This window comes from uncultured Amphritea sp. (assembly GCF_937127095.1).
Taxonomy (GTDB): Bacteria; Pseudomonadota; Gammaproteobacteria; order Pseudomonadales; family Balneatricaceae; genus Amphritea.
Window position 1 is genome coordinate 246419 of sequence record NZ_CAKZLP010000054.1, and the last position, 11319, is coordinate 257737.

Consider the following 11319-nt stretch of genomic DNA (forward strand, 5'->3'; position numbering starts at 1 on the left):
ACTAAGACCTGTTTACTTAAATAGACGTTTAACTAAAAATGCCCCTCTGGCTCTGAACTGTCAACCCCCCATAGGGAGTCTATAGTATCAACTGACTGTCCGCCTCACTGCTCAGGCTGCTGGGATGATAATCTTTTAACCTGTTCCAGTTCCTCCTCAGTGAGCTCCCCATAACCTCTTGGATAGGACCAGCCATAACCCCAACGGAATTGTGTCGGCAAGAAAGGCCCACCTCCGACTCTCACACCTGCCAGCATCAACAGCGCCGTCCTGGGTTTTCCGACTGCCGCCACACACTCTTCCAGCCGGTTATCCGCATCCAGGCGTTGCTGATAGGTGCCACCTTTCCAGTATGCCCGGTCATGCTGCTTACAGCAGGATAACCAGAGGGTATTCTCTTGCCAGGTGCCGTCAGGAAACGAGCTGCAGCCGTCACTGGTGAACGGTTTCAGTTCATCTGCGCCAGAATAACCAGGCAGCATAAGGATCAGTAAGAGTAAACACAGGTGCTTCATCCCTGAAACCTCCTCTGGTTAGTTGATAAACAAATCAGGTTTGCCCAATAGTATCTCTGGCAGTGCCACAATCACTATTGATTCAGGTTAGTCGTTTGCTGAATAATCTTCTGGCATTAGCGGATACGAACGTTCAGGTACAAAAAACTCGCTTCCTAACAATAAAAAAGATTGATACAAAAAAAACTGATCATTTATTGAGCAATCGAAAAAATCTTTTCTATACTGCCTTTTCATCTGAACAATCAATAGAGAGATCGGCAATGAAAGCCCTGCGCCTGCGAAACGTCCCCAAACCCAAGCCAGCCCATGAAACCCACGAGTCGATTCAAAATCAGACCAGTCAGTTTTTGCAACAGGGTGGAAGAATTACTCAGGTGCCCACAGGGTTCAGTGGCATCCCCCGAATGCAGGGACCGCAGCAAAGAACGGGCAAAAAGCTGCTGCTCTGATCGATCATCGTCACCTAGCTGACTGATCAATACCCGTTTCAGCTTACTCGCTTAATCTGCCAGTCTGGCCTGTAAGTCTGCGACCGTTTTCTCCAGTTCACAGATACGCTCTTCCAGGGCTTGTATCGTATCGTTACTGATACGCGAACTGACGGCCACAGCACTGTACTCAGACGGATCAGCAGCTTCGACCTCACCGCTAAACAGATGTGCATAACGGGACTCACGCTTGCCAGGTTCTCTGGGCATACGTACCACCAGCGGAAACTCATCCCGCTCACTCATTTTCTGCAGCACCGCTTCGGTTTCATGCACGTCACTAAAATTGCATAAGCGATTGGTACGGCTACGCAGTTCTCCAGGGGTCTGCGGCCCGCGCAGAAACAGCGTACAGATAATCGCCAGTTCCTGCTCACTCAGCTGCAGCTGAGAAAACTCGGTGTTACAGAAACGGTGCTTGTACTTAGGTACCCGACTGCCAAAACTCCCCTCCTCGCGGATCAGGTGTTTGCTGTTTAGTTCGTCAAGCACATCCTGAACATCGGTATCGGACAGATCCATCACCGGATCACGGTTACTTTTCTGATTACAGGCGGTGGTAAGGGAGTTGAGGGTGAGCGGGTACTGATCCGGTGTGGTTTTCTCTTTCTCAATCAGACAGCCAATCACCCGGGTTTGCAAAAGACTCAGATCCATATCCATGTTGTAACCTCTTACAAAAAATAATTAACGCATTCATAAGGTTACCCTATTTCCAGGAAATGGCACCCTAATTGTTCAGCTAAATCTGACTTTGCCAGAGCAGTACAACTGGCCATATCAGCGCCGCAACTCTAGACTGTCTGACAGGTTTAATAATGGAGTCGTACAATGAACAGTCTTTCACTACCCGTTGAAGGGATCTATATCGGCCAGCTCTCGACCATCGGCCCGGCAGAGACCGCCACCGGGATATTTAAAACGCTATCCGAAGCACCCCATGAGATAAGTGAACTGGGACTCAGTGGTGATATTCAGGTAGATAAACGGGTACATGGCGGGCCGGAAAAAGCGATCTACCACTACCCGGCTGAACATTACGCGCTGTTGCAAGAGGCACTGCCGCATCTCTGTGATAGCTTCGTAGCGGGTTCTATCGGTGAAAATATCTCCACCCACGGATTGCTGGATACCGAAGTTCATATTGGTGACACCTTTCGTTTGGGCAGCGCAATTGTGCAGGTATCACAGCCTCGCCGCCCCTGCTGGAAGGTGAATCAGAAATACGGCAATGCCCATATTGCATCGCTGATCATGTCGCAAGCGATCTCTGGCTGGTATTACCGGATATTGGAGCCCGGCCAGTTAACCATTGGCGATTCCATAGAGTGCTTAGACAGGCTGGACAATAGCGTTGCAGTGGCGGATATCTGGGAGATTTTTATGGATCGACTGGAAAGAAAAATGGGCAGAGAACCACTCCCTACAATTCCGGGTCTTTCAGATGAGTGGCGCTTTGAGTGAGAAGCAACAGCAGCGGCTTACACACCTTCAAGCTGTTTCAGTTTGCGGTACAGGGTTGCCCGACTGATGCCTAGTTCAGACGCGGTAGCCGAGATATTACCCTCGTTCTGCTCCAGAACCTGTTGAATGGTTAACAGTTCACTGCTCTTTAACGTGCCGCCACTCTGATTCAGCGATCCAAAGTTCCCGCTGGAAGATATCGGACTGTTGAGTTCTTCAAGGAAATCATCGCTGATATGACAGCTATTGATCTCAACTTCATCCGGTTCCATAAAAGCGATTGCCACCCGTAAGGTGGTTTCCAGCTGACGGATATTACCCGGCCAGTGATAGGCCAGTAGCTGCTCCATCATATCGGCGGCTATGTTGATCTGCCGGCCATCCGGTGTCAACTGATGAAGGAAGTAGCGGATAAAGTCCTCTTTATCAGTACGATCCCGGAATGCAGGAATGCGCAGGCAGACGCCGTTGAGACGATAAAAGAGGTCTTCACGAAACAGACTTTCAGCCACCAGCGTTTTCAGGTCTCGATGGGAGGCGCAAATAACCGCAATATCCAACGCGATCTCATCGCCGCCGCCCAGTGGAGCGATAGTCCTTTCCTGCAATACCCGTAACAGCCTTGCCTGCAGAGCCAGGGGCATATCGCCGATCTCATCAAGAAACAATGTCCCCCCCTGCGCCTGTTCCAGTCGCCCGATCATGCCGCCTTTGCGGGAACCGGTGAATGCACCCTCCCGATAACCAAACAGTTCCGATTCGATCAACCCTTCGGGGATTGAAGCACAGTTAACCGCCACAAACGGCCCACTACTGTGTCGGCTATCCAGATGCAGGGATTTAGCCATCACCTCTTTACCGGTACCGGTCTCCCCCTGAATCAGTACCGGCAGCTCATGGGACAGTGCCCGGCTGCCCATGCGCACACCCTTCTGTAACCGCGGATCCTGTCCGGCGAGTTCAGTCAACGGCGGTGCATTCAGCGGGGCTGGCGCAGGTTTACTGCGGCTTGATTTAGTCGGCGCTTTATAAGCGGTCGGAAAACTATTGGGAAAGTGCAACAGCTCACAATAGAAGTCACCACCACGGGTTCTCAGCTGTCCACGGCCTTTGCGGTGCAGATCAGTCAGCAGCACTTCAGGGCGGACACCGAACAGTTCTTCCAGATTGCGCCCTACCAGCTGTTCCCGCTTGCGATTCAGCAGCTGACAAACCTGTTCATTGGCTGCCTGAATATGACCATCCAGCTCCAATGCCAGCAACCCCTGCCAGGAAGACCGCAGATATTCCGGTCGACTGTGTACACTGAGAACAATATGCTGCTGAAACTGCCCGCTGAACATCCGGTTTTCGATGGAGCGCACCGCCTGCTGCACCAGACTGAGATTCGGCGGCAGATCACGATTATCAGTCGGTGAAGTGAGATCCAGCACCCCCAGCAGCTCCCCTTTGGGATCGGCGATAGGTGCAGAACAACAGGAAAGATAACCGATCGAATCGAGAAAGTGCTCATTACCCCGGATCATCAGGGGAGAGCGGTTAACAATGGCGGTACCCGGACCATTGGTGCCGCGCAACTCTTCGCCCCAGTTGGCCCCCGGTGCAAGCGCATAGCGGGTGGCGGAATCCAGATGCCGGGTATCGCCCTTTATCTTCAGAATCGTAGCCGATTCATCAGTCAGCATCACAAGTCCGCCATCGGAACTAAAATAGTCAACCAGCTGTTTAATCTCAGGATGAGCCGCTTCGATCAGCCCCCGGTTTTTCTCTTGCAGAGTGTCGATCCTGTCTCTGGAGAGATTTTCCAGATCGAGCGGTGCTTCACAGTTAAGTCCGGCGTTTACACTTCGCTGCCAGGAATCTTCAATCTCGCTACGTAAGACTCCACTGGGGACTTCACCTTCCTGAACAAGCCGATTACGGGCGACCTTCACCGAGTTAAGGGGGTCAGTAGGTAACACGGAATCTATCGACTTTTTCATAGTACTGATCACTCGCCACTGCTTAATTCAACAACTCAAATACAGGTTATCAATTTTTTACCGTATCTGTGTAACAGAACAATAAAAACATAGTACCATCACCGAGTGTCTACTCGGTGATGGTAAATTCAGCTCTTACAGAACACCTTTGAGTTACGCTCGTTACGATACACCGGCTCTTTGTGGGATGGCAGCTCCGCTTCCTCGCGGGCCTGCAGAATCAGATCGTGGTGGGGCGACTTACTGCACACCGGATCGGCATTATTGGCATCCCCGGTCATCATGAAGGCCTGACAACGACAACCGCCAAAATCTTTCTCTTTCTCATCGCATGACGCGCAGGGTTCCTTCATCCACTCATAACCGCGGAAATGGTTAAAGCCGTTGGAGCGGTTCCAGATCTGCTCAATACTCTGCTCGCGCACACTGGGGAACTCGATCGGCAGCATCCGGGCGCTGTGACAGGGTAATGCGGTGCCATCGGGAGTGACCGTCAGAAACACCTGTCCCCAGCCGTTCATGCAGCCCTTGGGCCGCTCTTCGTAATAATCCGGCGTGACGAAGATAATCTTGATCGGATTACCTTCGGCAGCCAGACGATCACGATAGTCATTGGTGATCCGCTCGGCCCGCTCCAGCTGCGCCCGGGTCGGCAACAGGTCGTTACGGTTCTCATACGCCCAGCCATAATACTGACAGGTCGCCAGTTCGACATAATCGGCTTTCAGTTCGACACAGAGCTCAATAATACGGTCGATCTGATCAATATTGTGACGATGGGTAACGAAGTTCAGCACCATCGGATAGCCCTGCGCTTTAACCTCCCGAGCCATCGCCAGTTTCTGCTTAAAGGCCTTTTCAGAACCCGCCAGCAGATTATTCACCTCAGGGTCCGCCGCCTGGAAGCTGACCTGGATGTGATCCAGCCCCGCCTCTCTGAAATCAGCGATCTTGCGCTCATTCAGGCCAACGCCAGAGGTAATAAGATTAGAGTAATAACCCAGATTACGTGCTTCGCGGATCAGCTCGATCAGATCCTGACGCACCAGCGGCTCGCCACCGGAAAAGCCTAACTGCGCGGCTCCCAGCTCACGTGCCTGAGTAAAGACATCGATCCACTCGGCGGTGCTCAGTTCACCGGTCTTGCTGGCAAAGTCGACCGGGTTGGCACAGTAGGGACACTGCAACGGACACTTATAGGTCAGTTCGGCCAGCAGCCAGAGCGGCTGACCATGGGTTGGGACACTGTTCAAAGACGGCGCCTGTGAAGGCTGGCCGTTACAGGGTGATCCAGAGTTGCTCACGGGCGTCTCCTAAGAAATCCAGAATATCCCGGTCGATCCCCTCGGCATCGGGAAACTTGGCCTGCAGTGTCTGGATAATATCCGCTGCAGTCCGCTGACCGTCCACCAACGCCAGCACTTCACCGGCCGGGCCGTTCAGCTTTACCATGCCTTCCGGATAGAGCAGCACATAGCTGTCCTGCGCCTTCTCCCACTGGAAGCGGAACATGCGGTTGAGCACCGGCACCGACTCCGGGCTTATCTCGGCAGCGGTGTTCGGGGTGGTGTTTGCGCTGTGAGTCGGGCTGCTCATGAAAACAACCCGGTGTGATAAACCTTCTCATCGGTGACCGTATGGTACGGCGGGCGATTGAGTTCATACGCCATGGTCATGGAATCGAGCATACTCCAGAGCACATCCAGCTTAAACTGAAGAATATTCAGCATCCGCTCCTGTTGTTCCCGGGTAGTGTAATGATCCAGGGTGATCTCCAGCCCGTGCACCACATCGCGGCGGGCCTCGGTGAGACGGTTACGGAAATACTGATAGCCTTCCGCCTTGATCCAGGGATAGTGTCCCGGCCAGCTGTCCAGACGGTTCTGATGAATGGTCGGCGCAAACAGCTCGGTCAGCGACGAGCTGGCGGCTTCCTGCCAGCTCGCCCGGCGGGCAAAGTTGACATAGGCATCCACGGCAAAGCGAACACCGGGCAGCACATGTTCCTGCGACAGAATCTCTTCACGGGTCAGGCCCACTGCTTCACCCAGCTGCAGCCAGGCTTCGATACCACCGACTGCGCCATCGTAGCCATCATGGTCCAGCACCCGTTGCACCCAGTGACGCCGCACATCGCGGTCGGGACAGTTGGCCATAATCGCCGCATCTTTCACCGGAATCGAGATCTGATAGTAAAAACGGTTAGCGACCCAGCCCTGAATCTGCTCTTTGGTGCAGCTGCCGTTATACATGGCAACGTGATACGGGTGTTGAGTATGGTAGAAAGCACTTTTAGCCCGCAACGCCTGCTCAAACTCATCCCGGCTCATGGGTGGCTGGACATCTTTCATCTGTGCATTCATGGTAAAACCTCTCAGAGTTCTATACCCATTCCGTCCCAGGAGACTTCGATACCGTGGGCGACCACTTCGGCCCGCTCCGGAGAGTCTTCATCCAGAATCGGATTGGTATTGTTAATGTGGATCAGCACTTTCCGGGGCTTGTCCAGCGTGTCCAGAAAGTCGATCATGCCACCCTGACCGGTATCTTCGTTGCGGGACTGCGCCAGATGGCCCATGGTGACGCCGAGCTTATCGCCAACACCGGAGGTCAGCAGTTCATCGTCACGCCAGATAGTGCCGTCAACCAGCAAGCAGTCCGCGTCTTTCATAATCGGTTTAAGGTGGGGCTCAATCTGGCCAAGACCAGGGGCATAGAACAGAGTTTTGCCGCTGCGGGTATCTTCTATCAGAATACCTATGTTGTCCCCTGGATGGGGATCGTTGCGATGCGGTGAATAGGGTGGTGCACTGCTGAGCAGCGCAACCGCTGTCAGTTTCAGTTCGGGTACCTGAGGGATCACAAAGCTGTTAGTACCCTCTTCTACCGATCCCCCGACAGGAATACGGTTGCGTTTAATGCCGCCATTCCAGTGTTCCAGCATCTTGAAGATGGGAAAGCCGGTGGTCAGATCCTGATACACCATATCGGTACACCAGACCTCATGGGGGCAACCTTCACGCAGCATCAGCAGACCGGTGGTATGGTCGATCTGACTGTCCATAAAGACAATCGCCGCAATACCGGTGTCACGAATCGCACGATTCGGCTGCATCGGCGCAAAGTCAGCCAGCTGCTGGCGGATATCCGGGGAGGTGTTAAACAGAATCCAGTCTTCACCGTTGGCACTCACCGCGATGGAGGACTGAGTCCGGGATTTTGCATTGAGGGTTCCGGCACGGTAGCCGGCACAGTTGCGGCAATTACAGTTCCACTGAGGAAATCCGCCGCCCGCTGCGGAGCCTAATACTTGTATTTTCATTGTTATTATTATCTTGTCGGTGTATCTGAACAGAGAAAACTAAAAGACTCCACCCGAAGGCGGAGTCTGATAGATTGCTTAGCGGTTAGCGAAGTACATTGTTACTTCGAAACCGATACGCAGATCTGTGTAAGCTGGTTTAGACCATTTCATTATATGATACTCCTGGTATTAATTAACTTTCATGCTGTTTCTTTAAATAAAATTTATTATTTAGGCCGAACAGCATCGGCAGTTCCTTGTATAAACGCTTTTATTTTTTCTATATCAGATTTATCCAATTTACCAGTAAAATCAGGCATTCCCTTATCTTTAAAAGGACCATCGAGCACTATCTGATCTAAGTGTTCGATATTCTTCTCATTTACATAGCCGAGGTTAGGAATAACGCCGCCTCTGTCAACGCCGGGGACACCATGACAGAAAACACAGTTGCTGACATACAGGCCCGTCCCTTCAGCAACATCTTCGGGATTATATTTAACCCCTTCGATCAGGTTGCCCATCTGATACTTAACAAACTCAGGTTTGTCTGCCTGCCCGCCTAACTTAAAGGTGTAAACGGTTCCGGGGGTATCGAGTTCAGTGGCACGAATCATTAAACCGAATACGCCCCCCCAGCCGACTGCGACAGAGATGTACTGTTCACCGTCAAGTTCATATGAGATCGGAGCTGCAATGACACCAGTACCCACTGGAGACTGCCATAAAACATCACCCGTTGTTGCATTGAAAGCCATCAGTCGGCCATCCGCTGTCCCTTCAAAAACCAGGTTGCCCGCAGTCGCCAGCGTACCTCCATTCCATGGCGCTACATGCTCATGCCTCCAGGCTTCTTTTTGTGTGACAGGGTCCCAGGCGATCAGTCGTCCGAAGGGCTTACTGGTCGGAGGTACCGGGTTAATCTGCATACCGGTATTCCAACCGTTACCACTCATTGGCTGACCCGGTTTATCACTGCCGAACTCTTTCCAGTTTGGGTCATCCGCTAACGCGAGCGGAACATTCTGTGCGGGAAAATAAGCCAGCCCCGTATCAGGACTAAAGGACATTGAATGCCAGTTATGCCCACCGAAAGGCCCGGGAACAATATCATAAGGACTGTCAGGGCTTCGAACAGCATCGGTTATCATCGGACGACCATTTTTGTCATAGCCTGTCGCCCAGTTAACATCAACAAAGTTATTCGCGGAAATGAAATCCCCTGTCTCTCTGTCGATAACAAAGAAAAAGCCATTTTTCGGCGCATGCATGAGTACTTTGCGTTGCTCGCCATCCAGCTCGAGGTCGGTAAGGATCATATCCTGTGTCGAGGTGTAGTCCCAGTTGTCTCCTGGTGTTTCCTGATAATGCCAAACGTACTCACCGGTATCAGGGTTAAGCGCGACAACCGATCCAACATATAAGTTATCACCACCAGCAGGACTACGATTATTCCAGGACCAGGGAGAACCATTACCAACACCGATGTACATCAGATTCAGCTCAGGGTCAAAGACCATACTGTTCCACACCGTACCGCCGCCACCAGCTTCCCAGTATTTTCCAGCAGGATCCCAGGTTTTAGCCGCCTCGGCCATTGCCTCATTTTCAAAAGGTTTGGATGGGTCACCAGGCACGGTGTACCAGCGCCACAACTCTTGACCTGATTTAGCATCATAGGCCGTGATATAGCCTCTTACGCCATACTCCGCGCCACCATTGCCGATAATCACCTTGCCATTATAAACCCTGGGCGCACCGGTAATCGTATAGCCTCTGGCCCCATCAATGATGGTGTTCTGTTGCCAAATCAGTTTTCCTGTCTCAGCATCCAGTGCCAGCAAGCGGCCATCGAGTGCAGCAACAAAAACCGTGCCTTCATGTACCGCAACGCCCCGGTTAACAACATCACAGCAAGCTTTCCTTGCTGTCGCACGAGGCACTTTTGGATCATACGTCCAGAGTTTCTTACCGGTTTTGGCATCCAGAGCGAAGACCACGCTCCATGGAGCAGTAACGTACATGACGCCGTTAGCAACGATAGGGGTTGCCTCAACACCACGGGTAGACTGAAGATCATAGGACCAGGCTAATCCAAGATCACTGACGTTTTCTGTCGTTACCTGTTTTAACGGGCTGAACCTCGAACCGCTGTAATCAAAACCATGTTCTGGCCAGTCTTTACCCGATTCCATATTTTCAAGAATAAATTTTTCATTCACTGCTGCATTATCTGAAGCGGAAGTGAATCCGGCATGCGATGCCGCTAAGATGAGCATTCCGATAGGAATAATATTTTTAGTCATCATTAGTACTGCCTTATTATTATTGACTTATTATTATTGACTTATTAAAACTTAAAATGCTTTCAGGATACGGAAATTCAATCGATTCTCTTCTTTGAAGCCATTCTTAACATCAAGATCCCGGCCATAATTAACTAATAGCTGTAAAGTAGGATCTACAAAGTACGCAGTCCCCAGGGTCATTTTTGTTATTTCAGCTTCATCATTCTGATTGACACCATCAACTTTTGTTTCACCGCCCCAGCTTTGCGATACTCCGGCACGCAGATCCCATGAAGGATTCATTTGATATCGAAGGTAAGACTGTACCTGTAAAGAAGATGCTTGTTCGAGTGTACCTTTACCTGGGCCAAAATCATCATTGTCTCCGTACAGCGTCACATCAGCCACCAGATCGAGTGCTACTTTCTCTGTTAGGTTGGTGATATATCCACCCTGGAGAGTAAATTTCCATCGATTTTCACCCAGATTTAAAGCTGAGTCATTATCATATGAGCCAGTAGGTACATATAGAAAAGGCGTAATACCAAAATAAGTATTTTCTGCAGGCTTGTTCACCAACCAAACCGTCGCAGCCAGAATTAAATCACCTACACCGCTTTCTTCACCAAGCGCAGCAACGTAACCACCGGCATCCAAAGAACCAAATGGCAACAAAAACTGAGGATCCACTGTATATCCACCAATTTCAGTAAAGTGAACCCCCCGGAGAATTCCTACATCAGAGTCAAGGCTATAATCACCGGCAAGCTTCTTACCACCAGCATACAACTCATCTCTTGATGCGTTTTGATAGTACGCTATAGCTAAATTAGTGCCTGCAGGTAGAGCTGTATAATCACCAGCATCAACATCTATCGCGAATGCAGAAGTACTCAAAGCAGAGCCAAGAATAATGGAAATTATAATAGAGGATTTCTTCAAGTCAGGATCGGAAATTTTTATTTTTTTCATGGTTAATATTCCGTAAAAAGTTAATTATAACAACTATTTTTAGTAAGACTTATTCAAGCCATTTATGAAAAAGCATAAATCATGCCATAAAATATAAAAAAAAATAATCAATATATATCAATAGCTTAAGTAACATTTCAGCTTAACATTGATAATCACTCTCAATACCTGTGTTTTATATCGATACAGTTACTAACAATATTGTGAATAAATTTGATACACCGACAAACTTTCATAAAATATTTATAAAAAACTTTATAATCGCAGAAAAAAAATCATAAAAACAAATAAAATCTCACATAA

At 50.2% G+C, this 11319-nt stretch carries 12 protein-coding genes; 2 read left to right on the forward strand and 10 right to left on the reverse strand.

From position 1 onward, the window contains the following. Positions 1–104: 104 nt before the first annotated feature. The gene (locus Q0499_RS12825; protein ID WP_299199980.1) at positions 105–515 is read right to left on the reverse strand and encodes a hypothetical protein; all 411 of its coding nucleotides are present in this window, start codon (positions 513–515) and stop codon (positions 105–107) included. Positions 516–610: 95 nt separating this feature from the next. On the opposite strand from Q0499_RS12825, the gene Q0499_RS12830 reads away from it, so the two are divergent. After that, a complete protein-coding gene (locus Q0499_RS12830; protein ID WP_299199982.1) occupies positions 611–967 on the forward strand; it encodes a hypothetical protein in 357 nt (118 codons plus the stop codon). A 51-nt stretch (positions 968–1018) separates the two neighbouring features. Here the strand turns inward: Q0499_RS12830 and Q0499_RS12835 are convergent, their stop codons facing one another. Further along, on the reverse strand, positions 1019–1669 hold the full coding sequence (locus tag Q0499_RS12835; protein WP_299199984.1) for a YceH family protein: 651 nt from the start codon (positions 1667–1669) through the stop codon (positions 1019–1021). A 168-nt stretch (positions 1670–1837) separates the two neighbouring features. Between Q0499_RS12835 and Q0499_RS12840 the strand changes: the two genes are divergently transcribed. Next, complete coding sequence (locus Q0499_RS12840) at positions 1838–2470, forward strand: MOSC domain-containing protein (RefSeq protein ID WP_299199986.1); 633 nt, start codon at positions 1838–1840, stop codon at positions 2468–2470. 17 nt (positions 2471–2487) lie between these two features. Here Q0499_RS12840 and Q0499_RS12845 read toward each other — a convergent pair whose 3' ends face one another. The 8 genes from Q0499_RS12845 to Q0499_RS12880 all read right to left on the reverse strand — a co-directional run bounded on the left by Q0499_RS12845 (position 2488) and on the right by Q0499_RS12880 (position 11016). Continuing rightward, positions 2488–4452, reverse strand: a complete 1965-nt coding sequence (locus Q0499_RS12845; RefSeq protein WP_299199988.1) for a sigma-54-dependent Fis family transcriptional regulator — start codon at positions 4450–4452, stop codon at positions 2488–2490. 128 nt (positions 4453–4580) lie between these two features. After that, positions 4581–5705: a pyrroloquinoline quinone biosynthesis protein PqqE gene (gene pqqE / locus Q0499_RS12850; RefSeq protein WP_299199990.1), complete on the reverse strand. Its 1125-nt coding sequence runs from the start codon at positions 5703–5705 to the stop codon at positions 4581–4583. Positions 5706–5730: 25 nt separating this feature from the next. Beyond that, positions 5731–6048 (reverse strand): pyrroloquinoline quinone biosynthesis peptide chaperone PqqD, encoded by a 318-nt coding sequence (gene pqqD, locus Q0499_RS12855; protein ID WP_299199992.1) that lies wholly within the window; start codon positions 6046–6048, stop codon positions 5731–5733. After that, on the reverse strand, positions 6045–6815 hold the full coding sequence (gene pqqC / locus Q0499_RS12860; protein WP_299199995.1) for a pyrroloquinoline-quinone synthase PqqC: 771 nt from the start codon (positions 6813–6815) through the stop codon (positions 6045–6047). The genes pqqD and pqqC overlap by 4 nt, the downstream gene beginning before the upstream one ends. Before the next feature lie 11 nt (positions 6816–6826). Then, complete coding sequence (pqqB, locus tag Q0499_RS12865) at positions 6827–7774, reverse strand: pyrroloquinoline quinone biosynthesis protein PqqB (RefSeq protein WP_299199997.1); 948 nt, start codon at positions 7772–7774, stop codon at positions 6827–6829. Positions 7775–7852: 78 nt separating this feature from the next. Next, positions 7853–7927: a pyrroloquinoline quinone precursor peptide PqqA gene (pqqA, locus tag Q0499_RS12870; RefSeq protein WP_299200213.1), complete on the reverse strand. Its 75-nt coding sequence runs from the start codon at positions 7925–7927 to the stop codon at positions 7853–7855. Between the two features lie 56 nt (positions 7928–7983). Continuing rightward, positions 7984–10065, reverse strand: a complete 2082-nt coding sequence (locus Q0499_RS12875; protein ID WP_299199999.1) for a PQQ-dependent dehydrogenase, methanol/ethanol family — start codon at positions 10063–10065, stop codon at positions 7984–7986. 48 nt (positions 10066–10113) lie between these two features. Further along, a complete protein-coding gene (locus Q0499_RS12880; protein WP_299200001.1) occupies positions 10114–11016 on the reverse strand; it encodes a transporter in 903 nt (300 codons plus the stop codon). Positions 11017–11319 lie beyond the last annotated feature (303 nt).

What these genes read in the sequence shown, in the direction of transcription:
- Q0499_RS12825 (WP_299199980.1), bottom strand. Translation starts at nt 515, where the DNA reads ATGAAGCACCTGTGTTTACTCTTACTGATCCTTATGCTGCCTGGTTAT.
- Q0499_RS12835 (WP_299199984.1), bottom strand. Translation starts at nt 1,669, where the DNA reads ATGGATATGGATCTGAGTCTTTTGCAAACCCGGGTGATTGGCTGTCTG.
- Q0499_RS12840 (WP_299199986.1), top strand. Translation starts at nt 1,838, where the DNA reads ATGAACAGTCTTTCACTACCCGTTGAAGGGATCTATATCGGCCAGCTC.
- Q0499_RS12845 (WP_299199988.1), bottom strand. Translation starts at nt 4,452, where the DNA reads ATGAAAAAGTCGATAGATTCCGTGTTACCTACTGACCCCCTTAACTCG.
- pqqD (WP_299199992.1), bottom strand. Translation starts at nt 6,048, where the DNA reads ATGAGCAGCCCGACTCACAGCGCAAACACCACCCCGAACACCGCTGCC.
- pqqC (WP_299199995.1), bottom strand. Translation starts at nt 6,815, where the DNA reads ATGAATGCACAGATGAAAGATGTCCAGCCACCCATGAGCCGGGATGAG.
- pqqB (WP_299199997.1), bottom strand. Translation starts at nt 7,774, where the DNA reads ATGAAAATACAAGTATTAGGCTCCGCAGCGGGCGGCGGATTTCCTCAG.
- Q0499_RS12875 (WP_299199999.1), bottom strand. Translation starts at nt 10,065, where the DNA reads ATGATGACTAAAAATATTATTCCTATCGGAATGCTCATCTTAGCGGCA.
- Q0499_RS12880 (WP_299200001.1), bottom strand. Translation starts at nt 11,016, where the DNA reads ATGAAAAAAATAAAAATTTCCGATCCTGACTTGAAGAAATCCTCTATT.